The sequence below is a fragment of the Myroides albus genome (assembly GCF_009711045.1).
GTDB lineage: Bacteria > Bacteroidota > Bacteroidia > Flavobacteriales > Flavobacteriaceae > Flavobacterium > Flavobacterium album_A.
On record NZ_WMJX01000021.1, the window covers coordinates 24261 to 50228 of the forward strand.

At 34.3% G+C, this 25968-nt stretch carries 28 protein-coding genes; 7 read left to right on the forward strand and 21 right to left on the reverse strand.

Translation table 11 applies throughout. The features are described 5' to 3' along the window. The first annotated feature begins 8 nt into the window (after nucleotides 1–8). A complete protein-coding gene (locus GJV76_RS10290; protein ID WP_155092532.1) occupies nucleotides 9–881 on the forward strand; it encodes a helix-turn-helix domain-containing protein in 873 nt (290 codons plus the stop codon). 136 nt (nucleotides 882–1017) lie between these two features. On the opposite strand, the gene GJV76_RS10295 is transcribed toward GJV76_RS10290, so the two are convergent. The 5 genes from GJV76_RS10295 to GJV76_RS10315 all read right to left on the reverse strand — a co-directional run bounded on the left by GJV76_RS10295 (nucleotide 1018) and on the right by GJV76_RS10315 (nucleotide 5754). Further along, on the reverse strand, nucleotides 1018–2049 hold the full coding sequence (locus tag GJV76_RS10295) for an o-succinylbenzoate synthase (protein ID WP_160339973.1): 1032 nt from the start codon (nucleotides 2047–2049) through the stop codon (nucleotides 1018–1020). 6 nt (nucleotides 2050–2055) lie between these two features. Further along, nucleotides 2056–2742 carry a metal-dependent hydrolase gene (locus GJV76_RS10300; protein WP_155092534.1) on the reverse strand — a complete coding sequence of 229 codons (687 nt, stop codon included), beginning with the start codon at nucleotides 2740–2742 and terminating at the stop codon, nucleotides 2056–2058. Between the two features lie 12 nt (nucleotides 2743–2754). Beyond that, complete coding sequence (gene menA, locus GJV76_RS10305; protein WP_155092535.1) at nucleotides 2755–3666, reverse strand: 1,4-dihydroxy-2-naphthoate octaprenyltransferase; 912 nt, start codon at nucleotides 3664–3666, stop codon at nucleotides 2755–2757. 115 nt (nucleotides 3667–3781) lie between these two features. After that, nucleotides 3782–4090, reverse strand: coding sequence for a hypothetical protein (locus GJV76_RS10310; protein ID WP_155092536.1), 309 nt, complete (start codon nucleotides 4088–4090; stop codon nucleotides 3782–3784). Between the two features lie 824 nt (nucleotides 4091–4914). Continuing rightward, on the reverse strand, nucleotides 4915–5754 hold the full coding sequence (locus GJV76_RS10315) for a 1,4-dihydroxy-2-naphthoyl-CoA synthase (RefSeq protein WP_006258825.1): 840 nt from the start codon (nucleotides 5752–5754) through the stop codon (nucleotides 4915–4917). Between the two features lie 70 nt (nucleotides 5755–5824). Between GJV76_RS10315 and GJV76_RS10320 the strand changes: the two genes are divergently transcribed. From GJV76_RS10320 to GJV76_RS10335, 4 genes are all read left to right on the forward strand, one after another. After that, entirely contained in the window at nucleotides 5825–6940 is a 1116-nt protein-coding gene (locus GJV76_RS10320) for a C1 family peptidase (RefSeq protein WP_155092537.1), read from the forward strand. Nucleotides 6941–7005: 65 nt separating this feature from the next. After that, the gene (locus GJV76_RS10325; RefSeq protein ID WP_155092538.1) at nucleotides 7006–8193 is read left to right on the forward strand and encodes a serine hydrolase domain-containing protein; all 1188 of its coding nucleotides are present in this window, start codon (nucleotides 7006–7008) and stop codon (nucleotides 8191–8193) included. 2 nt (nucleotides 8194–8195) lie between these two features. Beyond that, a complete protein-coding gene (locus GJV76_RS10330) occupies nucleotides 8196–9242 on the forward strand; it encodes an NAD(P)H-dependent flavin oxidoreductase (protein ID WP_155092539.1) in 1047 nt (348 codons plus the stop codon). Next, complete coding sequence (locus tag GJV76_RS10335; protein WP_155092540.1) at nucleotides 9232–10083, forward strand: GNAT family N-acetyltransferase; 852 nt, start codon at nucleotides 9232–9234, stop codon at nucleotides 10081–10083. The genes GJV76_RS10330 and GJV76_RS10335 overlap by 11 nt, the downstream gene beginning before the upstream one ends. Before the next feature lie 37 nt (nucleotides 10084–10120). Here the strand turns inward: GJV76_RS10335 and ygiD are convergent, their stop codons facing one another. The 11 genes from ygiD to GJV76_RS10390 all read right to left on the reverse strand — a co-directional run bounded on the left by ygiD (nucleotide 10121) and on the right by GJV76_RS10390 (nucleotide 19343). Further along, on the reverse strand, nucleotides 10121–10963 hold the full coding sequence (gene ygiD / locus GJV76_RS10340) for a 4,5-DOPA-extradiol-dioxygenase (protein ID WP_155092541.1): 843 nt from the start codon (nucleotides 10961–10963) through the stop codon (nucleotides 10121–10123). Nucleotides 10964–10965: 2 nt separating this feature from the next. Then, complete coding sequence (locus GJV76_RS10345) at nucleotides 10966–11649, reverse strand: potassium channel family protein (RefSeq protein WP_155092542.1); 684 nt, start codon at nucleotides 11647–11649, stop codon at nucleotides 10966–10968. A 13-nt stretch (nucleotides 11650–11662) separates the two neighbouring features. Next, a complete protein-coding gene (locus GJV76_RS10350) occupies nucleotides 11663–13444 on the reverse strand; it encodes a TrkH family potassium uptake protein (protein WP_155092543.1) in 1782 nt (593 codons plus the stop codon). A 1-nt stretch (nucleotide 13445) separates the two neighbouring features. Further along, entirely contained in the window at nucleotides 13446–13823 is a 378-nt protein-coding gene (locus tag GJV76_RS10355; RefSeq protein ID WP_155092544.1) for a DUF3037 domain-containing protein, read from the reverse strand. Further along, complete coding sequence (locus GJV76_RS10360; protein WP_155092545.1) at nucleotides 13810–14604, reverse strand: HipA family kinase; 795 nt, start codon at nucleotides 14602–14604, stop codon at nucleotides 13810–13812. Before GJV76_RS10360 ends, GJV76_RS10355 begins: the two co-directional genes overlap by 14 nt. 102 nt (nucleotides 14605–14706) lie before the next feature. Beyond that, nucleotides 14707–15240: a DNA-3-methyladenine glycosylase I gene (locus GJV76_RS10365; protein WP_155092546.1), complete on the reverse strand. Its 534-nt coding sequence runs from the start codon at nucleotides 15238–15240 to the stop codon at nucleotides 14707–14709. Nucleotide 15241: 1 nt separating this feature from the next. Next, nucleotides 15242–15640: a hypothetical protein gene (locus tag GJV76_RS10370; protein WP_155092547.1), complete on the reverse strand. Its 399-nt coding sequence runs from the start codon at nucleotides 15638–15640 to the stop codon at nucleotides 15242–15244. A 133-nt stretch (nucleotides 15641–15773) separates the two neighbouring features. Further along, nucleotides 15774–16367 carry a hypothetical protein gene (locus GJV76_RS10375; protein ID WP_155092548.1) on the reverse strand — a complete coding sequence of 198 codons (594 nt, stop codon included), beginning with the start codon at nucleotides 16365–16367 and terminating at the stop codon, nucleotides 15774–15776. Between the two features lie 109 nt (nucleotides 16368–16476). Then, nucleotides 16477–17880, reverse strand: a complete 1404-nt coding sequence (lpdA, locus tag GJV76_RS10380) for a dihydrolipoyl dehydrogenase (protein WP_155092549.1) — start codon at nucleotides 17878–17880, stop codon at nucleotides 16477–16479. A gap of 98 nt (nucleotides 17881–17978) precedes the next feature. Then, nucleotides 17979–18857 carry a diacylglycerol/lipid kinase family protein gene (locus tag GJV76_RS10385; protein WP_155092550.1) on the reverse strand — a complete coding sequence of 293 codons (879 nt, stop codon included), beginning with the start codon at nucleotides 18855–18857 and terminating at the stop codon, nucleotides 17979–17981. 174 nt (nucleotides 18858–19031) lie between these two features. Next, on the reverse strand, nucleotides 19032–19343 hold the full coding sequence (locus GJV76_RS10390) for a rhodanese-like domain-containing protein (RefSeq protein ID WP_155092551.1): 312 nt from the start codon (nucleotides 19341–19343) through the stop codon (nucleotides 19032–19034). Between the two features lie 126 nt (nucleotides 19344–19469). Between GJV76_RS10390 and GJV76_RS10395 the strand changes: the two genes are divergently transcribed. Then, entirely contained in the window at nucleotides 19470–20132 is a 663-nt protein-coding gene (locus GJV76_RS10395) for a thiamine diphosphokinase (protein WP_155092552.1), read from the forward strand. Nucleotides 20133–20218: 86 nt separating this feature from the next. Here the strand turns inward: GJV76_RS10395 and GJV76_RS10400 are convergent, their stop codons facing one another. From GJV76_RS10400 to GJV76_RS16085, 5 genes are all read right to left on the reverse strand, one after another. Then, nucleotides 20219–20794, reverse strand: coding sequence for a hypothetical protein (locus tag GJV76_RS10400; RefSeq protein WP_155092553.1), 576 nt, complete (start codon nucleotides 20792–20794; stop codon nucleotides 20219–20221). 99 nt (nucleotides 20795–20893) lie between these two features. Then, on the reverse strand, nucleotides 20894–21436 hold the full coding sequence (locus GJV76_RS10405) for a hypothetical protein (protein ID WP_155092554.1): 543 nt from the start codon (nucleotides 21434–21436) through the stop codon (nucleotides 20894–20896). Next, nucleotides 21436–22050 carry a bifunctional nicotinamidase/pyrazinamidase gene (gene pncA / locus GJV76_RS10410; RefSeq protein WP_155092555.1) on the reverse strand — a complete coding sequence of 205 codons (615 nt, stop codon included), beginning with the start codon at nucleotides 22048–22050 and terminating at the stop codon, nucleotides 21436–21438. The genes GJV76_RS10405 and pncA overlap by 1 nt, the downstream gene beginning before the upstream one ends. A 651-nt stretch (nucleotides 22051–22701) precedes the next feature. Next, nucleotides 22702–23943, reverse strand: a complete 1242-nt coding sequence (gene rocD / locus GJV76_RS10415; RefSeq protein WP_155092556.1) for an ornithine--oxo-acid transaminase — start codon at nucleotides 23941–23943, stop codon at nucleotides 22702–22704. Between the two features lie 69 nt (nucleotides 23944–24012). Next, nucleotides 24013–24138 carry a hypothetical protein gene (locus tag GJV76_RS16085; RefSeq protein WP_262885149.1) on the reverse strand — a complete coding sequence of 42 codons (126 nt, stop codon included), beginning with the start codon at nucleotides 24136–24138 and terminating at the stop codon, nucleotides 24013–24015. 237 nt (nucleotides 24139–24375) lie between these two features. Between GJV76_RS16085 and rlmD the strand changes: the two genes are divergently transcribed. After that, nucleotides 24376–25788, forward strand: a complete 1413-nt coding sequence (gene rlmD / locus GJV76_RS10420) for a 23S rRNA (uracil(1939)-C(5))-methyltransferase RlmD (protein ID WP_155092557.1) — start codon at nucleotides 24376–24378, stop codon at nucleotides 25786–25788. The last annotated feature ends 180 nt before the right edge of the window (nucleotides 25789–25968 follow it).

Below are 25968 nucleotides of genomic sequence, written 5' to 3' on the forward strand. Positions count from 1 at the left end.
AGAATAGTATGAAAAAGATACCCCGTTTTAATAGTTGCGATTTATTAGATCAAGAAAACATTGCTCAGGATTGCGTTATTTTCGATTTGCAACACGTTTTATCATTGAGAAACAATGTTGTCTCTGTCGCACATAAGCACTTGTTTTATCAAATCCTTTTCATAACGGGGGGTGAAGGAGAACACTTTATAGACTATAAAAACTACAATGTAAAGAAAGGAGATCTATTTTTCATCAATCCTGGCCAAGTACACCGTTGGGATTTTAACGAACACACCCAAGGTTTCATCATTAACTTTACAAAGGATTTTTTTGCTTCGTTTCTATCAGATAGCCAGTTTATCGATAATCTGCCTTTCTTTCGATTAGATATAGACAATGAATCTCTATTGAGTATTGACAGTTACTATTCTACTATACTAAATATTTTTGACAAGATAAATTACGAAGTACACCTTCAAAAAGGAACAGATCAAAATCTGATACGCGTTTACTTACTTGAGCTTTTTTTACTTTGTAAAAAGCACTATGAACACGATGATAATTTTACTTATAGTCAGTTGCAACCAAGTAACCTTGTCAAGCAATTTGAATATTTGGTAGAAAAACACTTTTATGAGTTGCGTTTTCCAAAAGAATATGCCGAATTACTATATGTCACACCAAATTACTTAAATGCTGTCTGTCAAAAAGTAAGAGGTCAATCAGCGGGAGAACTAATTAGAGGAAGAATACTTCTTGAAAGCAAAAGACTCTTAGTCAATACAAATATGTCTGCAAGTGAAATTGCCTATAAACTAAGTTTTAAAGACAATTCGTATTTTTCGCGTTTCTTTAAAAAGTATGTTGGTGTAGCACCAGATGAATATAGAAAATCATAAAAAAACAAGGCTTATAACGATGATTATAAGCCTTGTTTTTTATTGCTATCAATACACTATTTTAGTAATTACCTTTTGATTTTTATAGATTTATATCCTCAATAATTGTTGGTAATACCCTTTATTATGAATGTTCTTATGGCACATTCCATTGTACAGTAGGATTGTACCACAAAGCACCTTGGTTTACTTCCAAAGGTGAATCAAAATTATTTGTATACAAAGCTCCTGTTCCCAAGCCTTGCGGCAAGCTATTTTTAAGTGTAAAAGTCCATTGTGCAATAGCATTCAAACCAATATTACTTTCTAAGGCAGAGGTAATCCACCATCCTATATTTCGCTCTTGAGCTAAAGCAATCCATTCCTCACTACCTCTATAACCGCCAACTAAACTTGGTTTTAAGATAATGTATTGAGGTTTAAGCTCATCTAACAACCTTGCTTTATCTTCTATGTTAATCACCCCTATCAATTCTTCATCTAAAGCAATAGGCAAAGGAGTCTTTTTACATAACTCTGCCATTTGCTCATACTGACGTTGCTTAATAGGCTGCTCAATACTGTGCAATTTGAATTCAGACAATACTTCTAACTTTTCCAAGGCCTCTAAAGGCGTAAATCCTCCGTTAGCGTCAACTCTTAATTCAATCTCTTTTTCAGAGAAATGCGATCGAATATAGCGCAGTAAATCAACTTCTTTTTCAAAATCAATTGCCCCTATCTTCAGCTTAACGCATTTGAATCCAGCATTTAATTTCTCGTCAATCTGCTCTTTCATATACTCGTGCTCACCCATCCAAATTAAGCCGTTTATGTCAATGGCCTTTCTTCCCTCAGTAAAAGCAGATGGAAAAAGAATAAAAGGATCTGAAGCTTCAAGTGATAAGAAAGCTTGCTCAACTCCAAACTGTATAGACGGCCATTCTCTTAGTTGTTCCCATAACACCTCTTTACCTAAAGCTATATTTTCAACTACCCATTGGAGTTTTTCTTCATATCCTAATCGGTCATCAAAACTAAGAGAGCGCAGTATCCCGCACTCTCCTATTCCAATTTTGTTATTTTCCTTAATTCTAAGCAACCATGTTTCTTTTTGGGTAAGAATACCCCTCGAGGTACCTGATGGTCTCTTAAAATCTAAAATATAGCGTTCATACGATGCTTCTATCATAAACTACAAAGTTAGGCTCTCTCCAATAGCCAATAACATTAAATCCTTTCCTTTCTCAAAGAACTTCTTCTTAGCTTCTTCGTGATCTATCTCGATATAACCAAAAGTATCAAAGTGATAACCCATAACTTTGTCACAACCTACAAAATCAGAAGCAATTACCGCTTCATCAATATCCATAGTAAAGTTGCTTCCAATAGGTAAAATAGCTAAATCCAATTGTGTAAAAAGAGGAATTAATTTCATGTCCATTGTCAAAGAAGTATCTCCAGCGATATAGACATTCTTGTTCTTGCTCTCTATCACGAATCCCCCTGGTTGTCCCCCATAGCTACCATCTGGAAAAGAACTCGAGTGAATAGCAGGCGTGTACTTTACTTTTCCAAACTCAAATGTCCAACTACCACCGTGGTTCATCGGATGAGCTTGCAACCCTTTTGCCTCAAAATGGCCGGCAATTTCCGCATTTGACACCACTACAACATCGGGATTATTCTTCGCAATCAACTCTACATCTGCGATGTGATCTCCATGCGCGTGCGTTAAAAGAATGTAATCTGCTTTGATAGCATTAACGTCAATTTGTTTAGCTGCAGGCAAAGGATTACCCGTAATAAATGGGTCAACAATTATATTGATATCATCAATCGTTATACCTAAGCAAGCATGTCCGAAGTAAGTAATTTTCATATTCTAATTATTTTAAAGGATTAAAGCTAAAGAAAATAAAACGGAAACAAAAAAAGTTGATAAAGCAACTATCTTCATTTGTGAGTCTAATTCTTTTGGCAAGGTGTTATTCTTAACAAATATCAAGTGTTTTATAAATGGAATATAAGCGACGATAAAGAAGTATTGATAATAAGAAAAGTTGGAATACAATGCGTATACAATAAATGCTATTAGGGCAAATACAATAATAAAATAATGATATTGCTTTGCTCCTGATCGACCTAATTTTACTGCAAGTGTATTTTTACCAACAAGCTTATCTGAATCTAAATCACGCATATTATTAATATTCAACACAGCAATACTCAAATTTCCCACAGCTAATGCTGGTAGAATTACCCAGTAGCTAAAAACTTGACCGTACAAATAGAAACTACCGAGTACACTTACAAGCCCAAAGAAAATGAATACAAATAAGTCTCCTAATCCTTTATATCCATAAGCTCCTGAACCAACAGTATATTTAATTGCCGCAGCGACACAGCTAACTCCTAAAACAAAGAAGAAAAGAGAGGTAAGAAAATTATCTTTTCCAAACGATATATAAATCAAAACTAAAGCTGATAGTAGAGATAGTAAAGAGGTTACGATTACCCCTTTCTTCATTTGAGCAGCTGACAACAACCCACTTTGCACAGCCCGTTGTGGTCCTACACGCGTTTCATTATCAGTTCCCTTGACACCATCTCCGTAATCATTAGCAAAATTTGATAGTATCTGCAATAAAAGCGTTGTCAATATTGCGAATAAAAATATGCTAAGAAAATTAGCATTGGAAGTAAAAAAAGGGAAAGCACATGCTGACCCAACAATAATACCCGAAACAGAGAGCGGTAGTGTTCTCAATCTTGCAGCGTTAATCCACGCTTTCATTTTTGTCATAAATTCAAATTTAACTAAGCAGCGATTTTGAAAAATCATTTTAACTGCACACAAAAATAAAGAGAATTTATGACATCTATTCCTTAGTATCCAACGGAAATTAAATATACTCCGATTATAGGTATCCTTGTTTTTTAAGTTTTAAATATTTGCTGGGTTTAGCAAATGTATAATAAAGTGCAAGTAGAGGATTACACCCTCTAATTGTAAACAAAATAGTGTGCTCATCTTTAATCTCAAAAACGATAGCATTGGATGAGTTCCAATCTATTTTTCCACTCAAAATATGTTTTCCTGGAGCAACATCAAATGTTACTTCTTCACCATTTGAAATAGAACATAACTTTTCACCATCTAAAAAAATAATATAATTTCTATGTCTATCTACTATAGCCTTTTTTCTCTTAAGAACAATTTTAGCCATTATCTGTAATCTTAGTTATAAGTACTATAAAGGTAATGGTAAATCGTAAGGTGTACAAAATAATAGGCTATTAATAAGGCTTCGATATACACTGTCATTACAAGTGACTACTTAATGTTAAACTTTAAGTAAAAACAATATTTAGTTTAGTGTGTATTAATTGACTTTTTTACATCAAAAAGTACTTATTTACACTGATAACTTTTAGTTATAACAAAACATAACTACTTGATTTTAAAAATAATAACATACTTTATATAAAGTTAAATTATAAGTGTTAAAATTGAATATTTGAAGTATTTATTTACTTTAAAAAGCAAGTGTTTTAGAAGAAAATCACAAGGTTTTTACAAACATAACTAATACAGACACCACAAATATTCTATATATTTTTTTCGAAGTATACATTTAAATGAACACTTTAATACTCCAAATTTCAAGTGCTGTACTCCTACTTTTACCGATAACAAACTCCATAATTCACTTTCAAATTAGCTGAACAAAACATAATAAAAGAAGTTTTACTCAACGTTTCATTTCATTGATAAAGACATCTTCTCTACATACCTTCCAGTAAACAAACCTTTATTATGTCCGAAAAATACATTATAAATCATCTTAAATTACTTCTTAAAAAAGAGTATTACAGCTTTCACAACCCCTTATTTAATAAAAGTACCTTTAGTCTAAAATGAAGAAATGCGATTAGTATTCTTTCGCCAATACTCCCCCATGCCCATTCATTAAAACACACCTTATCACAAAAAAAAGAGCACCTAATTCACATGAATTAAGTGCTCTTATATCTTACTAATTATTACCTATTAAGGAATCCATTTCTTAGGGAAATTAGGTTTTCTCTTTTCAAGGAATGCATTTCTTCCTTCAATTGCCTCATCAGTCATATAGGCCAATCTTGTCGCTTCTCCAGCAAATACCTGTTGACCAACCATACCATCGTCAGTTAAGTTCATGGCAAACTTCAACATCTTAATTGATGTTGGTGATTTAGCTAACACTTCTTGAGCCCATTCATAAGCGGTATCTTCTAACTCTGCATGAGGAATCACTGCATTAACCATTCCCATCTCAAAAGCTTCTTGAGCAGAGTAATTTCTACCCAAAAAGAATATTTCTCTCGCTTTCTTTTGACCTACCATCTTTGCAAGATAAGCAGAACCATATCCTCCATCAAAACTCGTTACATCTGCATCAGTTTGCTTAAATATAGCATGTTCTTTACTGGCTAATGTCATATCACATACAACGTGTAAACTGTGACCTCCACCTACTGCCCAACCTGGTACAACTGCAATAACCACTTTTGGCATAAAGCGAATCAAACGTTGAACTTCTAAAATATTTAATCGGTGCATACCATCATCTCCTACATATCCTTGATGCCCTCTTGCTTTTTGATCTCCTCCACTACAGAAAGAATACACTCCATCTTTTGGTGATGGTCCTTCTGCTGAAAGAAGTACTACCCCAATTGACGTATCCTCTTGTGCATCATAAAAAGCACGATATAGTTCGCTTGTTGTTTTTGGTCTAAAAGCATTGCGAACCTCTGGTCTATTAAATGCTATACGAGCAACTCCATCACATTTTTTATATGTAATATCCTCAAACTCGATAGCTGTTTCCCATTGTATCTTACTCATAATCTTTTGAATTTATCGTAAAAATAATCTATTTTTTGCATTATATTGCAAAACCAAAACATTATAAACCATGAAAAAACTCTTATTCTCTCTATCGTTATTTGCTTTAACGATAAGTATTCAAGCACAAGAATATGATTTTCAAACTATTATAGACATAGACGCAACTCCTGTAATAAGCCAAGGAAATACTGGTACTTGTTGGAGTTTTAGCACATCTTCTTTTCTGGAGTCTGAAATAATCAGGAAAACGGGAAAGTTTATTGATATATCAGAAATGTACACCGTGCGCAATGTCTATCCCAAGAAAATAGACAACTACATCACTCGTAAGGGGAAAACTCAATTTGGTGAGGGTGGACTTGCTCATGATGTAATCAACAGTATAAAAGAATACGGTATTGTTCCAAATGACGTGTTTTCTCCAGAGCAAACTAAGCAAGAATACGATCATAGTGAATTATTTAGAGTATTAAAAAGTACATTAGATGCTTATACTTCAAGCAGAAATACAATAAGTAATAATTGGAAACCAATTACTGAGTTTATTTTAGATACATATATAGGTAAAAATATTACTGAATTTACTTATGAAGGCAAGAAGTATACACCACAGACATTTATGGATATGCTAGGTATTAAAGCAGATGATTACATCACAATAACATCGTTTAAAAACCAAGCTTACTACACTCCTTTTATTTTAAATATCCCAGATAATTTCTCAAATGGAAGTCTATACAACCTCCCATTAGATGAGTATATCGCTAATATTGACAACGCTTTAGATAAAGGTTATACCCTGTCTCTTGACTGTGATGTTTCAGAAATTACTTTTAATGCTAAAAACGGAATCGCATTTATCCCTTCATCAAAAGATGATAACAGTAAGGGACTAACAGAAATCGTAGAAGAAAAGACAATTACGGAAGAATCCCGCTTACAAGACTTTTATAGTTATCAAACACAAGATGATCATTTAATGCACATAATTGGAAAAGTAAAAGATCAAAAAGGCAATATCTATTATAAAGTAAAGAACTCTTGGGGAAATAATACTGAACGCATTGGCAATGACGGCTATATTTATATGAGTACTGCTTATATGAAACTTAAATCAATATCAGTACTATTGCACAAGGAGGCATTACAAAAACAAACTTTAAAAAACTTAAACATTAAATAACAACAGTTGTTTAATGGATTTACCAATTAGTTTAATACACTTAATTGGTTACAGCTAATTATAAAATGACAAACAAAAACAAACTAACAATAACCTTACTTTCTTCACTTTTAATTATTTCTTGTCAAACTAAAGTGAAAGAAAAAGACTTAGCACTAAACACTTCAATCATACAAGAACATAGTATATATGAAGAAAACCCATATCTCGTTGAATTTGACAAACTATCTCCAAGTTATATCCTATCAAAAGCAAATGAGGTAGAAGACTTTTATATTAAAAACATAAAGAAATCTGGATATACAGGAAGCTTCTTAGTGGCTAAGAACGGGCAAATAATATATGAAGATTACTCTGGATTTGCGAATAAAAGAAATGCAGAACAGATAACTGAAAACACCCCTATTCACGTTGCTTCAGTAGGTAAAGTAGTTACTGCTGTTACTATTATGCGACTTATCGATATGGGAAAACTTGAACTTGATCAAAGTGTAAGTGAAATTATAGAAGGATTTCCCTATCCAGAAATCACAGTAAAAACGCTATTATCACATCGCAGTGGATTGCGTTATTATGGTTATTATGGAGAAGTATGGAGTTATAAAACACCTATTAAAAACCAAGACGTCATTGACATTATTAAATCTGAAAAAGTAGACTTGGATTTCAGTCCAAATACCAGATTTTCATATAGTAATACAAATTACGTTGTATTAGCAAGTATAGTCGAAAAAGTTACTAATAAGACTTTTCGCGAAGCTGTAAGAGAACTAATATTTGATCCTCTAGAGATGAAAAATAGTTTTGTCTTTGATGATTTAGACAAGAAAAACGACGTAACTCAATCATATAAAAGCAATTACACTCCAATGCATTGGGATTATATGGATAGCACTTATGGGGATAAAAATATTTATGTTACCCCAAGAGATTTTCTTAAATTAGATACAGCTTTATATTCCGAAACATTCTTAAGTGAAAAGTTAAGAAAACAAATGTTTCAAGGATATAGTTTTGAAAATAAAGGAGTAAGAAATTACGGTTTAGGATTTAGACTCATCGAAATGACAAATGGAGATACATTCACGTATCACAATGGTTGGTGGAGAGGTAACACTTCATCTTATATTCGACTTGAAAAAGACAATGTGTGTATTATTTTATTTTCAAACAAATATTCGAAATTAACATACAAAACAGTTGATTTATCTCATCATTTTGGAGATTATCCTGTGGGTAATTTAGAACTATAGTTATGAAAGGATTAAAAGACATTTTAGGCATTAAGTACGATCTTGGTCAAGCTCCAATGCTTGGCGTAGCAACCCCAGAAATGGTTGCTGCAATTGCGAACCAAGGAGGTTTAGGAACCTTACCTTTAGGTGGCCTTCCCCCTGCTGTATGTGACAAACTGCTAACAAAGACTAAGGAGTTAACAGACAAACCATTTGCTATAAATATCTTTTTACATCCAATAATAAAAGAAAATAAGGAGGATATTGCTTCTATGCAAACAACCTTAAAGACAATCTGCAAGGACAACAATATCCCCTATGAAGAAATACCACACTTTATTCAACCAACCTACCACCCAATATTAGAAGTAGTATTAAAACACAACATCAAAATCATAACTTTTACTTTTGGTTGTTTTACAAAAGAAGAAATTGAGCTTTTACATAAACAGCATATATTTTTAATAGGTACAGCAACAACTGTAGAAGAAGCAAAATATTTACATGATCACAAAATAGATGCAATCGTCTTACAAGGAATTGAAGCAGGTGGGCATAGAGGTAGTTTTCTGAATGATAATATAGAAGACAACTTACCCCTAAATCAACTTTTTGATTGTGTAAGAAAAGAAGGAGTGAATATTCCGTTGATTGTAACAGGAGGGCTATTCACTGGCAAACAAGCCAAAGATTATTTTAATCGAGGCGCCAGCTTTGCTACTTTCGGTTCTCTTTTTATAACGGCTACCGAGAGCAATGCAATGGAATATCAAAAGGATTTACTATCCAAAGGTACTGCAGTTGAAACCAAGTTTACAAAGGCCTTCTCAGGCAAATGGGCTCGTGGAATTATCAATGACTTTATGACACAAGTAGATAACTCAAAAAGCCCTATTCCAGATTTTCCTTTTCAAAATATTTTAACACAAAATATTCGATTTTTTGCAAAACAGAAAAATCTTTATAATTTTAACTCACTTTGGTGTGGGATAAACGCACATCATGCAACAAGAAAAGATACAAAAGATATTTTCAATAAACTGATTACAGAATTCTATGAGCAATAACTTTCAATATAGGTTTTTAAATAATGTGGATTTTACTGAACTGGTAGAAGTCTTTAATGCTTCATTTGGTGATTACACAATACCTATGCACCTAACTAAAGAAGAGTTAGAAACCAAAATTAAAGCAGAAGGTATTCAACTAAGTGATTCTATTGGAGTTTATTCAAACAAAAAATTAGTAGCCTTTATCCTTCACGGAAGGAACAATTACAAGCTATATAATGCTGCTACTGGTGTACTCCCTGAATTTAGAGGTAATAATCTTACTACAAAAATGTACGACTATGCCTTACCTATATTTAGAAGTTTTGATATTAAGAAAATTTCATTAGAAGTAATCACTTCTAATGAAACTGCATCTAAAGCCTATAGAAAGATTGGCTTTAAAAAATGGCGAAACTTGAATTGCCTAAAAGGAAATACTAAATTACAAGTAGTAGACGAAAATATTGTCAATAATACTGAAATCAAGAATATTTCTTATTACGAATATCTAATCTACTATGCTGAAAAAGATGTTCTACCTTCTTGGCAAAACAATGAGTTTTGTATCTCAAACAACGAACGCAATCTCACGCTTAAAAAGATTGTTTTCGAAGGGCAACCAGTGGGATATATCATCGTAAATACTACAAAGAATAAGATACTACAACTCTGGGTAAAAGAAGGGTTTAGACGAAAAGGATTTGCCTCTCTCCTAATAAAAGATACCATAGGAGATAACAAAGAGTTTTTTGTCACTAATATTGACGCACAAAACTTTGGTGTAAATATGTTCTTTAAATCAATTGGAGCAATAGAATTTTTAGAACAACATGAAATGGAATTATATTTAAAATAAAACAAAAGGCGATTTTATAGATCGCCTTTTGTTTTATTTACAAATATCTCCCAAACAGATACGAAGTCATACTTAAAGAACCTCCGACATATTTGTCATTGAATATCTCAATTTCATCTTTTTGATCCACAAGACCAAGCGTATATAGTAATGGATAATAATGATCAGGAGTAGGAATAGCTAATTTAGTAGCATGTCCCAAACCTCGATGATCTACTAAGACCTTAAAATTCCTATCTAAAATTGACTTTTTAATCAATTCATTACTTTCGATAGACCAATCAAAAGCATAATTATCTGTATCCATATTCTTCCAATCTATCATTCTGAGATTGTGAACAATATTTCCACTTCCTATTATCAAAACTCCTTTATTTCGCAAAGCACTTAACTCACTGCCCAATTTATAATGAAATTCACCACCCTTATAGTAATCAATACTCAATTGTACTACAGGAATATTTGCCAAGGGATACATCCTACGCAACACAGACCAACTCCCGTGATCCAATCCCCAATCCATATCTTCTTGAACGGAAGTACTCCTTACTATATGTTGAACTTGCTCTGCCAATAGGGGTGAACCATCAGTTGGATATTCAATATCAAACAACGCTTGGGGAAATCCACCAAAGTCATGTATGGTTTGAAGCTTTTGACTTGCTGTCACATAGGTTCCCTTCGTGAGCCAATGTGCAGATATAACTAATATTGCTCTTGGAATAGGCAATTTACTACTCAATTGTTTCCAAGTAACTGAGAATTCATTTTCTTCAATCGCATTCATAGGAGAACCATGCCCTATAAACAACACAGGCATTCTTCCTCCTATATCAGGAAGCCGCATCAATTGGTTAATGACCTCTTTGTCCTGATACATAATTATTCTCCTAAGATCTTTTTAATATCTCTATTGTCGCCATAGACAACCATGATATCCCCTTTATTCAAAACAGTATCGTAGTTGGCTATACCCTGAACTTCATGTATTTTGCGATGTATACCCAAAAAATTCTTTTCCTCTCTCACTTTAAGTGTCGTTAAAACAACAAGATTGTAGTTTGTACGAAAGGCAATTTCACCTAAAGTTTTACCGGCAAATCGATCCGAAACCGTGATCTCTACTATACTATAACGACCATTAATTTCATACGAATCTACCACTCCCTTTATACATAGTTTCTTAGCCCATCGCTCAGCTGTTTCTTCCTCTGGGTGCACTATTTCATCAACTCCAATTGCCTGTAACACATTTTCATGCAAAGGAGTAATAGCACGACTAATTAATCTTTTGACATTGAGATTTTTCAACACAGCAGTAGTCATAATATTCGCACCTTGGTCCTCCCCAATAGCTACGATTACAATATCTGTATTCGCTAATGGCAATCCCGCCATCATATATTGATCCGTCGAATCCAAACATATTGTATGTGAAATCTTATCTTTATAAGAATCTACACGTGTCATATTTTTATCAATACCGATAACTTCATTTCCTTGCTCTGTTAGCTTTTGTGCTAATGAAGCTCCAAAATTCCCTAATCCTACAATAATATATTTCATAATTCTCAAATTCTTAGTTAATCAAAATCTCCTCTTTCGGATAGCTATAATTGGTCAAATGATCTTTCTTAGTCATCGCTATAATTATCGTTAACATACTTACCCTTCCAATAAACATAGTTAAAATCAAAATCACCTTACTCCCATCTCCCAATTGACTCGTTATCCCTGCACTTAATCCTGAAGTACTGTATGCTGAAAAAGCTTCATAAGCCAATTCGACGATTCCAATCTTAGGCTCAAAATAAGTTAAAGCAAAAATAGCAACACCGATAACGAATAAGGATAGTAAAATAATAGCAAATGCACGTTGAACAGACAACTCATCTACCTGTCTTCTAAACACTTCAATCTTAGACTTCCCTCTTGCCAGAGTCCATATATTTAATAACGCAATTGCAAAAGTACTGGTCTTAATTCCCCCTCCTGTTGATACTGGCGAAGCTCCCACCCACATTAGAAACATAATAAACAAAAAAGTAGGAACGCTAAACATTCCATTGTCAACTGACGCAAAACCAGCTGTACGAGGAGATGTTGCTGTAAAGAATGCTGTTACCCATTTACCAAATCCTTGGTGCTCTGCAAGCGTATTATTATACTCTAATAGATATACCATTAGAGTTCCTCCAACAATCAAAGTAGCCGTTGTTATAAGAATAATGCGAGTGCTCAAGTTAATTACCCTTGGAACATAAATACTCGCCTCCTTACGACTAAAGGGAAGTAATCTATTTACAATTAAGTGTTTTACATACATATAGATATTAAATACAATAGGGAAACCTAATCCCCCCATAATAAATAATCCTGCAATAATTAGGTGTAAAGGATAATTAAAACGGTATTCAAAGGTATATAAACTCTCTGGTAAGGTAGAGAAGCCTGCATTACAAAAAGCAGATACTGAATGAAATATAGAAAAGAATACTCGTTCATATAATGATGTAAACTGCTGATGACGCGTGGCAATGTAAATACCAATCATCCCCAAGATTTGAATAATTCCCGATATAACAATAATTCGCTTTAAAGTAGCAAAAACATCTCCTAACTTGTCTATTGATGACATGGATTTCATCACAAGTTGATTTCCATATGAGGATTTTCCCCTAAAGAAGTAACTAAAATAACTTGCAATAGTCATAATACCCAAACCACCACATTCCATCAAGAATATCATCACGGTCTTTCCAAACACGGTAAACTGACCACCTATATCGACAGTTGATAACCCGGTAACACATACTGCACTCGTAGCTGTAAACAACGCATCTATATAGCGAAGACTACCAGGAGTAGTTGTAGCCTTGGGAAAAGACAACATAAAAGCTCCAACAAAAATAATCAACAAAAAGCTAATGATAAACAGTTGGGCGGGATTAAGCCTTGTCTTGTTTAAGTTCAACTGTAACACAGAGAACTCTCGAACAACCATTATAAATACGGCAAAGAAAATAACGGCGCTACTGTCGTAAAAATGAGTTGTATGCTCAGGTTTCCAACGAGCAACAACCAAGAACATAAATAATATTACACTGAATATATCAAATATCCTTACTCCTGTACTATTAGATATTTCCTTACTCAAATACCTTCTTGCAATAGCGAGCATCCCAATTGTCAAACAGGTATTATACAAGTTGTTTAATCCTACTTGATAATCATTAAGCGTGCTAAACCCCAAGTCATATACCAAGATAAACAAGGTGATAAAACTCAATACAAAAGGCAAACGGACTAAAAAGTATTTAATCTGATTGATTACGTTATCTTTTAAACGATAAAATGGCATCTTATAAAACTAATTCTTCGAAAAGACGTTTAAACAATACTTCTAAATCAGAAGTCATCCCCGGATGAGGACGCGAAGCTTGAATACATGAACTCTTAACTGCAGTCAACCATCTAAATCGTTCAGCAGCATCTAACTGAGCTATTGGGTTTTTACTCGTTTTTACACCTTTTGCAACTTCTTCAAAGGCTGCAACATGTGCTTTTAATGTTTCGAAATCTAACTCACTGCTAAAACACGCAATCCTATCTTTATTCAAACAAAATGACGAATGCAAACTGCGTTTAGATTTACAAAAAATTAATAAACCTATATTTATAAATTCCTCTCGCTCTACTTTGGGAACATATCGTATTACAGCATACTCATATACTTGCATCTCTCCACTTATTTGCTTCGTTTATAAAAATAGTTGAAGACTCAAGTCTTCTTAATAGAAAGTTCAGGTACACTTCTCTAATCTCATTTGCCGAAAAATCACTTCCTTCCCATTCCAACCATTCTGTTGGAATTTGATCGACAATAGCTACAAACTTATCTCTATTCAAGATTTTCTTAAATTCTTGATCTACTTCATATAATTTACTTGCTCGAGGCAGTAATACATGATCTTTTATAAAAGAGAAAGGAGTTTCTGCACTTTTCTCCCAATTCGAAAATGAATGATGGAAATAGAAAGCCGCACCGTGATCAATTAACCATAGCTCTTTATGCCAAATCAACATATTTGTATTTCGAAATGTACGATCGACATTTGTAATAAAGGCATCTAACCACACTATTTTTGAAGCAAGTGTATCATCTACTGTTTCTGCTGCAGGATCAAACGTCAAAGCTCCTGACAAAAAGTGCAATGCAAGATTCAACCCTTTGCTAAACTGTAATAAATCTTGTATTTCTTCATCTGCTTCAGTTCTGCCAAATGCCTCGTCAAGTTCTGCAAAAACTAATTCTGGAACTTTCAATCCCAATTCTCTTGCAATTAACCCTCCTAACAATTCGGCTATCAAAGCTTTTACTCCATGTCCAGCTCCCCTAAACTTTAATACATATTTAAAATCATCATCTGCTTCGGCTAAGGCAGGTAAAGACCCTCCCTCTCTCAAAGGAGTAATATATCTGGTCACTGTAACTGTCCTTAACTCAAGTGAATCTTTCATAAAAGAATATTTTGCTTGATTACTAATATGCAATATTAATTAAAAAAACGCTCAATACTTTTGTATTGAACGTTAAATTATTTTTCTGCTAAGCGTACCAAATTAAGCGTTGCTATTTTCTATTTCTTTGTAGATTGGACAGTCTTTACTATGGGCTCCTGGCAAATATCCTGTACTCATTAAAAACTCATTCACAATCTCCCCTCCTACAAACTTAAAGTGTTTTTTAAACAGTTTTACAGCTTGATCTAATGTTTCAAACTCTTGTATATCTAACCATTTTTTAAAGCTACCAAACTCTCTTTGCAAGAGAACAATCTGTTGAGCATTATAGATTGCCGCATTTACCTTTAGTTTATTTCTGATAATTCCCTTATCTTGAAGCAATTCATCTATCTTATCTTGTTGATAAGCTGCCACCGTTTCAATTATAAAATTGTCATATGCCTTTCTAAAATTCTCACGTTTATTCAATATTGTTGACCAACTAAGGCCTGCCTGGTTGATCTCCAGAACCAATCTTTCGAATAAATCATTATCATCGCTTAAAGCAAATCCATACTCTTTATCGTGATAATACTTATGTGGGTTAGAAGTATCATCTCCCAATCCCTTTACAAAGTCGCAATATCCCATGCTATATCACTCGAATTTTGGCATCAGTCAATAACTTTCGAAAAGTCTCTCTATCAGAAACTTGTTTTAAACCAAACACATCGCGCGATTTCCCATTATTGAGTTTAATCGTTGCTTTAGTAGCTAATGCCTTAGGCATTTTGACATACTTAATATTGTATTTGTCAATTGTATCAATCGCTGTGTTTACAAACAAATTCTTATACACTAAGTAAACAAAAAGAGCCACTATAAGACAAAATACATAATCCATCTCCCTTGGTTTATTCCAATCTGCCAAAAACAATTTAACGATTCCCAAGATCAAGATTATTACTGACATAATACGAGAAGACTTTAATCTTCCTTTGTAGTTATCTCGAATTTCTAATTGTTTTGTTTCCTTATTATACTTTATCATTCTGTTCTTATTTAAGTAATAGAATAACAAATCTACCAATAAAAATTAAATAATAAACACAAGAAAATGTTAGGATTATCAGCTATTGCAAACAAAAAAAGCCAATCGTTTCTAATACAATTGGCTTTTTGATCTATTTTGGTAAATGAAAATACAAATAAGACTTTCCTTTATTTTGACTTCCTTCTGTTACGTCAGATAAATTAGTGTCCTCTATACGCAGATAACCTGCTTGAAAACCTATTTCTATTTTACCTGAGTATTCATTTGTAGTTTCTACGTAGAACTTTATCTTCGGATCTAATTCAAGTTCTTCTTTAGTAGCTGGTCTATTATACCTTTGGATTACCTTTGCTGACATATCACCAGAAGAGTTGCTTCTCAATTCAATTTGTCTTAAATAATCCCATTTCAATTTGCAACTACCTTCTCTATTGTTTTCATATACTTTTACAAAATTGCCATACTCCAAAACTTTTCTATCCTCTGGTACTATCAAGCGATCTAATTCCTTGCAATTGGCCCCTCCCTCCTCGACTATACCAACCGGTCTTTGCCCTACTTTATTCCCAGCATACTTTAAAGTAGCTACCGGTATTTCATTTACGGATTTAATCTGAACAAACTCAGCGTCGAATATTGGATCTACTGCTGTATTATTATCATCACTCTTACTACACGATAGTGATAGCATAGCTACACTAACGAAAAGCATAATCTTTTTCATCTCACAATGTTAAATGGTTGTTAAGACAAATATAAATAAATTCACAACAAAACAAAAAGCCTGAGTAATAAATACTCAGGCTTTTTTAATTTATATTGAATGCAAATAATTACACGTGTAATGCTCTATTATCAGTTGCCGCTAAAGCAGCTTCTTTAATCGCTTCTGCAAAAGTTGGGTGAGCATGAGACATTCTTGAAATATCCTCTGCTGAAGCTCTGTATTCCATAGCTACCACAGCCTCTGCAATTAAATCAGCAGCACGAGCTCCTACCATATGCATACCTAATATCTCATCAGTATTCTTATCTGCTAAGATTTTTACGAATCCATCTGTATCAGCACTTGCTCTTGCGCGTCCTAATGCTTTGAATGGGAAGCTTCCTGCTTTATAAGCTACTCCTTCTGCCTTCAATTGCTCTTCTGTTTTTCCTACAGCTGCAACCTCAGGCCAAGTATAAACTACACCTGGGATTAAGTTATAATCGATATGTGGTCTTTGACCTGCCAAATACTCAGCTACCAATACTCCTTCTTCCTCAGCTTTATGAGCCAACATAGCACCACGTACAACGTCTCCAATAGCGTAAATATTAGAAACAGATGTTTGTAAGTGATCGTTTACCTCTACTTGTCCTCTATCTGTTAATTTCACTCCTGCTTTATCAGCATTTAATCCATCTGTGTATGGACGACGGCCTACAGCAACTAAAGTATAATCTCCTTCTAATGTAACAATTTCTCCTTTTTTATCCTCAGCAGACACTTTAACTACATCTCCCTCGCGCACAACACCTTGTACTTTGTGAGATGTATAGAACTTCATACCTTGTTTTTTCAATACCTTCGTCAACTCTTTAGACACAGCACCATCCATCGTTGGCAATATTCTATCTGCAAACTCTACCACAGATACTTGAGCCCCTAATCTTAAGTAAACTTGACCTAATTCAAGACCAATAACTCCTCCACCAATGATAATCAAGTGTTTTGGTACTTCTGGCAATTTTAAAGCCTCTGTAGAAGTAATGATTCTCTCTTTATCTAAAGTGATAAAAGGCAATGTTGATGGTTTTGATCCCGTTGCAATAATTGTGTGTTTTGCTTCGATTGACTCAACTGAACCATCATTCTTAGTTACATTGATTGTAGTTGCATTTTCAAATGAACCTACTCCTTCAAACACAGTGATTTTATTCTTATCCATCAAGTATTTTACTCCTGAACAAGTCTGATCTACAACTGCTTGTTTACGATCAATCATTTTTGCTAAATCAACCTTTACTTCACCTGCTAATTCAATTCCATGATCAGCAAAATGAGCTATCTCTTCTACGTGGTGAGAAGAAGCTAATAAAGCTTTTGAAGGAATACATCCTACGTTTAGACATGTACCTCCTAATGTTGGGTATTTTTCAATAATAGCAGTCTTGAATCCTAACTGTGCACAACGAATAGCAGACACATATCCTCCAGGTCCTGAACCTATTACAACTACGTCAAATGAATTCATAATATTTTTTTCTTATTTGTTGTTTATATATGAAATACAAATTTACACTTTTTAAACAAGTGTGCTAAAAACTTTACACTTTTCTTAGGACATCTGTCCTAACAAATAACTTGTAAAGCGCCTTTAAGTACTTTTATTTCAAATTTATTGGCATCAAATTCATAATATTCGCCATCCATCTGCAAACCATTGGTCTGTTGGTCTGGAATCTCAACGATAATGTGATCTGTTTGGATATAGTCAGTCTTCCTAAATTTATCTGTCATTTTAAACAAGACATAAACTCCAAAAGTCAATTGCTTAAACAGATTAATCTTAGGTACCATCAAATAATCTAATAGTCCGTCAGTCAAACTTGCTTTCGGGGTCAAAGACATATTATAGCCCATTTCATTCGAATTGGATATAAATAACAACAGGGGATTTACCTCCTTTGTCATCCCATTATAAGTGACTTGAACGCGTTTAGCCTTAAACTCTTGGGCAGAATTTAACGAAGCTTTGATGTAGGCACCTAATTTTCTCTTACCTGATCTCTCATACTTATCTATAATCGTTGCGTCTATTCCAAATCCCATATTGCTAAAGAAGTATTCGCCATTTAAGGTTCCTACATCCATTTTGATTACATGACCATCTCTCACTCGAATAATTGCTTTTTCGATGTCTTTGGGAATAGATAAATTGGAAGCTAATCCATTTCCTGATCCCACAGGTACAATCCCAAATGCAACCTCTTTCCCCACTAATTCTGTCGCAACCTCGTGTATTGTACCATCACCACCACAAGCAACAATAATATCCGCATCCTCCCTTAGAGCTTGCTGAGTCAATTCAATAGCGTGCTTCTTGTAAGTAGAATAGTGAGCAACTACTCGATGGGTGTCTTTATTAAAGAAAGAGGCTACATACTCTTGCGTAATATTGTGTTTACCTTTTCCTGAAATTGGATTTATAATGAAATAAACTTTTATCATAATTAAAAAAAACTCTAAAAAAGAGCAACCGATTTAAAATTGTAAAAACAAAGATACAAAAGGTTGTCTTACTAAGATTAAAAAGTAATACCCGTTTTTAATATCTACTTGCCAAAACAAAGAAAGCCAATAGGTATTCCTACTGGCTTTCTCTATGTATTTACTTCTATTGTATTATCCCACTGTAGGACCTTCCCATTCCGTAATACCACCTAACAAATTATAGGTATTCTCAAATCCAAGCTGTCCCATAAGCAAGCAAGCTTGATTACTTCTTCCTCCTGCTTTACAATACACATAATAATTCTTAGATTTATCTAATGCTTCTACTTCATCTAAAAATCCTTGCCCTTTGTAAATATCAATATTAATTGCGCCAGGAATAGCTACTTCTTCTACTTCTTCTTCAGTGCGAACATCCAAAATTACTGCATTAGGGTCTTCTTGACATTTTTCCCACCATTGTTCTTGAGATAAATTCATCATGCTATAAGGTTTTTGTTTGGTTTCAAATATAAGGTTATTCTCAAACTAATTTAGATTTTTTCAAAAAAAAGTAAGTCAATCTAATTTGTATTTGCTTATTTTGCCTTCTGATAAAAACCTTATATTATGTCCTCACATCACATTGTCCGAGATGACCAAGAGCCTGCTTTAATTATTGCCAATGGTGCTGCCTGCAGCGTTGAACTAATGGGACAATTATTGGAATGGTCACCACTTGTTGTTGTACTTGATTCTGCTATAGAACGCGTGGTTGAATTAGGTATAAAAGTAGATGTACTCATCGGAGATTTTGATCGAGATTTTAATGTAGATATTTACAGAGAAAAACAGTATCCCATAGATATTATACACATTGCTGATCAAAATTCTACGGACTTAGAAAAGGCCTTTAATTACCTCATAGACAGAGGTATTCCTGCTGCCAATGTTATATGGGCTACAGGTAAACGAGCAGACCACACCATTACGAATATTACAAATATTGCTAAATACAGAGAAAAACTTAAAGTAACCATATACGACGACTATTCTCGCATCTATACACTGCCTTTCGAATTTAAGAAGTGGTACGAAAAAGATACGATCATTTCACTAATTCCAATTGGAGAAGTGACTGATATAACAACGACAAACCTCTTGTATCCACTTACTAATGAATCTTTAATCTTAGGAGAGCGCACCGGAAGTAGTAATTCAGTTCTTCAGGACGGATTAGTTACTATATCCTACAAACAAGGCTATTTATTAATGATGGAATGTCACGATTAACAACAATTATTATTCTAAAATTACTATATAAACAAAAAAGGATGTCATTACTGACATCCTTTTTCTATTAATAAATCTTATTAAGATTATTTTCCTAAGAAAATTTGGAATCCTAATCCAATACCTAATCCAGAGAATTTCTCTCCACCTGTAAAGTTAGCTTTACTATAGCTATACCCAGCTGTAAGCTCTAAAGCAACACTGCGAGATACGAAGTGAGAATAACCTCCTTTGATATCAAATGCAAATGAATTTTCAGTATTTCCATCTTGAGATTCACCTTTGATTCCGATACCACCTTGTCCGAAGAAACGTCCTGTTTCACTTGCTCCTTCTGGGAAGTAGTAACGTCCATAAGGCATGATTACATAACTCCAGATGTCTTTACCACTTTTTACAGTCTTAAGACCTCCACCGATTTCAGCTCCTACTGCAAGTCCATCAGAGATAAAGTATGCTGCAGTTGGCTTAATTTCGAAACTAAAGCTTTCAGCTTCAAAGTTATAACCTATATTACCTACAGTTGCTCCAACCATCCAGCTTCCTTTTTTAATAGGTGTAGTTCCTACTTTTTCAGCTAATTTTGGAGTTTCTACTTTTTGTGCATTTGCACTTACTAAACCTCCTACTAATAACGCAGCTAATAATGTAATTTTTTTCATAGTTTAATCAATGTTAATTATTTTTCATTTTAACTTCTTTTTACAAAGAAGCAGTCAAAAGTACAAAAAAATTAAATATTCAAACAATAATTTTTCTGACTATCTATTAAATAAACTTCTTTTAATGAATTGAAAATCTTTATCTGTACTAACTAATTGTTCTACTATAAGTTCCCTTGCGACTTCTAAATCAACACCTTCTATGTATTTAAACCAGTGATCTGTTTCCAATACTTCTTTGATTTTAGAAATGCGTTTAGCAGTTTCTTTAGCAGTCCTGACTATCATTCCACTGCTTTTTAGACTTTCCTTATGGGTAAAAGTCACAGACTTTTGCTTAACTTTAACAATTATCACATATAACTTCTCATCTTCATTGTTGGGAAAAAAGTCACTCCACTTGGCATACGCAAGCACCAAGCCTTGGTTATTCACCTTATTATCCCCTGTGATTCTCCATCGACAATTTGCAGCTCGTCCCCAATGATTAGACAAACGAGCAACACCTTCATCATCAAAAAAATACTGACTCCCCGCTTTACTCTTGTAATTGGGCTCTCTATCTTTTATAAAATCAAGAGGTATTTCAACCCAATCACAGAAAGTGTGTTTAAAAAAATTAAATCGTGTATACTTTTTCATTAAAAAACTAATTCATCTTCTTTACTTACCACTATAACCCCCTGCTCCGTTAACCTACTCTTTGCCTCAACCAAGCCTTCTGCAGTTATCGGTTTTGTAGCAAAATCTAAAAAGTAAGTCTTAAAGCCTGCTTCAGCTGCATCCTTTGAGGTATAATACACACAAAACTCAGCTGCCAAACCACAGACATATACTTCTGTTACTCCTTTTTCCTGCAAAAACCCATGTAATCCTGTCGTGCTACGCTTGCCATTATCAAAAAAGCCACTATATGAGTCTACTTCCTCATCCATTCCTTTTCGAAATACAGCAGCGACACCATTGCTCTGCCAAGCATCGCTAAACATCGCACCTTTAGTTCCTTGCACGCAGTGATCTGGCCATAAAACCTGGGGTAACCCGTTTAAGTCAATTACTTCAAATACCTCTTTATCTTTGTGCTGAGAAGCAAAACTTTTATGTGTTTTAGGATGCCAATCCTGTGTAGCAACAAGTATGTCGAACTTGTCTTGAATCTTATTTATAATCGGAATGATATCATCACCTTGATGAACAGCCAAACTCCCTCCAGGAAGAAAATCATATTGTAAGTCAACTATAAGTAGTGCCTTCATCCTTTACGTATTTTAATGTGGTTAACTGCAAAAGTAACCAAAATGAAAATAATGTACCGCTTTAGAGGCAAAATCTATTATCTTCCTATCTCCCCTACAATCTATTTGTTCAGTAATCATTACACCTTTACCTACCCACTGCAGGGTCGAAAAACATACAGATCACACTGTGAAGCAAATCTGTAGTTTTAGGAAATTTCTATCTAAATCACCTAATAATCTTAGAGGAAACATTCGCCTTGAAGTAAGCCCCCTTATCTAACAAACAAAGGGAAACTTCAATACAATTTTAAGAGTAATTCCTTGGGGTTTCGTTGGGAATACTGGGGGATTCCTTGGGGTTTTCTTCGAAAAACAGCCCTTTTCAGCAAGAAAACCCCAAGCATACCCCAAGAAAACTACTACAAAGTCCCAAGAAATCACTACTGCTCCAAATACAAAATAAGCTTAAAGTTGACTGAAAACTTTGACAGCCAATAACTCGGATTGCAAATCTTATTTAAACTAAACCTTGATGTCATACAAGAAGGTGATTTGCTGTCTATTTACCCATACTACCCCCCCTATAAAACCACATAGTTCACCATTAATATAAGAGCAAAAAAAAACCTGCAAACTAATGCAGGTTCCTTATTGTTATTTAGTCGAATACTATCTTTCGAATTCTTTTAATGTTTCAGTGATGATGCGTACACAGTCTAATAACTGCTCTTCATTCATTACTAATGGTGGAGCGAAACGAATAATATTACCATGTGTTGGTTTTGCCAATAATCCGTTATCTCTTAACTTAAGACAAATATTCCAAGCAGTATCACTTTCTTCTGTATCGTTGATAATAATTGCGTTAAGCAATCCTTTTCCACGTACTAAAGTACAGATATTACTGTTTGCAATATACTTGTTCAACTCAGCTCTGAACAATTGACCTAATTTCTCAGCATTATCTGCTAACTTTTCTTCTAAGACAACATCTAAAGCAGCGATAGCTACTGCAGCTGCAGTAGGGTTACCTCCAAAAGTAGAACCGTGTTGACCTGGTTTGATTACGTTCATAATCTCGTCATTAGCCAAAACAGCTGAAATTGGATACGCTCCTCCTGACAATGCTTTTCCTAATACAATGATATCCGCTTTGATATTTTCATGGTCAATCGCAAGCATTTTACCTGTACGAGCGATACCTGTTTGTACTTCATCTGCGATGAATAAAGCATTGTGTTGCTCACAAAGCGCTTTAGCTGCTGTTAAATATCCAGCATCTGGCACATACACTCCTGCCTCACCTTGAATAGGCTCAACTAAGAAACCAGCAATAGTACCTTTATTCGCCTCCATTGCAGCTTTCAAAGCATCTACATCATTATAAGCAACGCGGATAAACCCATCTGTATAAGGTCCGTAATTCTTACGAGCGTCTGGGTCATTTGAGAAAGAAATAATTGTCGTTGTTCTTCCGTGGAAATTGTTCTCACACACGATAATCTTTGCTTGATCTTCTGCAATTCCCTTCACTTCGTATGCCCATTTTCTACATAATTTCAAAGCTGTTTCTACTGCTTCTGCACCAGAATTCATAGGAAGTACTTTATCAAAGCCGAAAAGCTTTGTAATCTTTTCTTCGTATACTCCTAACTTATCATTGTAAAATGCTCTTGATGTTAAAGCTAAAGTTCCCGCTTGTTCACTAATTGCCTTAACAATAGCTGGATGACAGTGTCCTTGATTCACTGCTGAATAAGCAGATAAAAAGTCGTAGTATTTCTTACCTTCTACGTCCCATACATATACTCCCTCACCTTTAGACAATACTACTGGTAGTGGATGATAGTTATGAGCTCCATATTTATTTTCTAACTCTATAATTTGAGCCGATGAAAGTTTTTGTGACATTATATAATGGTTTATTGTGTTTTTAATAAATTACAGTTTGCAAGATAATTATTTTTTGCGAAATTATAATTACAATTTACCCGCTATTAGAGAGAAAACAATCTGTCTTCTTCCAAATTCCCTCTTTGCATACTCCTGGTTTACATCTACTGATAAACACAATGCTAAAAAGTTAAATAAATTATGATCCATCATCGACTAAGGTTAACTATAAGATATCATTAACATTATCCAAAGAAGCTAATTTTAATCTGTCCTGCCTTTTGAACAGCTTTCTTAGAGTGATTTTCTATCCAAAATAAATTAGAGTGATTACAAATAAGCAAAACAATACATAACACACTGTACTAAAGCAAATTAAACACCTTTAAAACAAACACTAAAAATGAGTAAAAGCTAAAAATCAATCGTTTTTTAGCCTATTTTTGCGGCATGACAAGAAAAAGAACAGAAAGAATCGTATTCGAAAACGTAGAAGTCCTTGATGCAGGTGCAAAAGGCGTTTCGGTAGCAAAAGCTCCAGATGGGAAAGTTATTTTTATCCCTAATGTAGTTCCGGGAGATGTGGTTGATGTACAGACATTCAAAAAGCGCAAAGCTTATTACGAAGGTCGTGCTGTAAAATTCCACAAACTTTCTGAACATAGAATTGAACCTGTGTGTGAACACTTTGGAGCTTGTGGGGGTTGTAAATGGCAAAATATGAAATACAGCCAACAATTATTCTACAAAAACCAAGAGGTTTACAATAACCTTAAGCGCATTGGGAAAATTGAATTACCTGAATTTGAACCTATCATGGGGTCAGAAGAAACTTTATTTTACAGAAATAAAATGGAGTTTTCATTCTCTAACGCACGTTGGTTAACACCTGAAGAAGTAGCAAGTGGAGAAGAAATGGGTAAAGAAAATGCACTTGGATTCCACATCCCAAAAATGTGGGACAAGATATTGGACATCAAAAAATGTCATTTGCAGCAAGACCCTTCTAACGAAATCAGAAATGAAATAAGAAGGTTTGCCAATGAGAATAACCTATCTTTTTTCAATCCTCGTGAACAAGAAGGCCTATTGCGTACACTAATGATCAGAACAGCCTCTACAGGAGAAGTAATGGTCATGATTCAATTCTTCTATGACAACAAAGAAGAAAGAGAATTATTAATGGATTTCTTGGCTGAGCGCTTCCCTATGATTACCTCTCTACAATATGTAATCAACGGCAAGGCAAATGATACAATCTACGATCAAGATGTAGTATTGTACAAAGGCCGTGATTATATCTTAGAGGAAATGGAAGGTCTTAAGTTTAGCATTAATGCTAAGTCGTTCTACCAAACAAATTCTCAACAGGCATACGAATTATATAACATAACAAGAGAATACGCTGGACTGACAGGTAGTGAATTAGTATATGACTTGTACACTGGTACAGGGACAATCGCTCAATTCGTATCTAAAAAAGCTGGTAAAGTAATCGGTGTAGAAGCAGTACCTGAGGCTATAGAAGATGCTAAACTCAATGCTGAACGCAACAATATTACCAACTGTGAATTCTTCGTTGGAGATATGAAGAATGTGTTTAACGATGAATTTATCGCAACACATGGTCAACCAGATGTGATTATTACAGACCCTCCGCGTGACGGTATGCATAAAGATGTCGTAGAGATGTTACTTAAAGTTGCACCTAAACGCATTGTATATGTGAGCTGTAACTCTGCTACACAAGCAAGAGATTTAGCCTTGATGGATCACAAGTACAAAGTGATTAAAGTACGTCCAGTGGATATGTTTCCACAGACTCACCACGTTGAAAACGTTGTGTTGTTAGAACTAAGATAATACTAACTAAATATCTCAAAAAACAAAGGGCAGTGATGATTCACTGCCCTTTGTTTTTATACCTACTCCTCAATAAGATAAAATAGCTAATTACTTTATTTTGACAACCTTGTTATCCCTTAGCAATTTTAACGTTGGAGCCTATCTTAGCCCCTAAATAAGCTGGAGTGAAACTAGTAA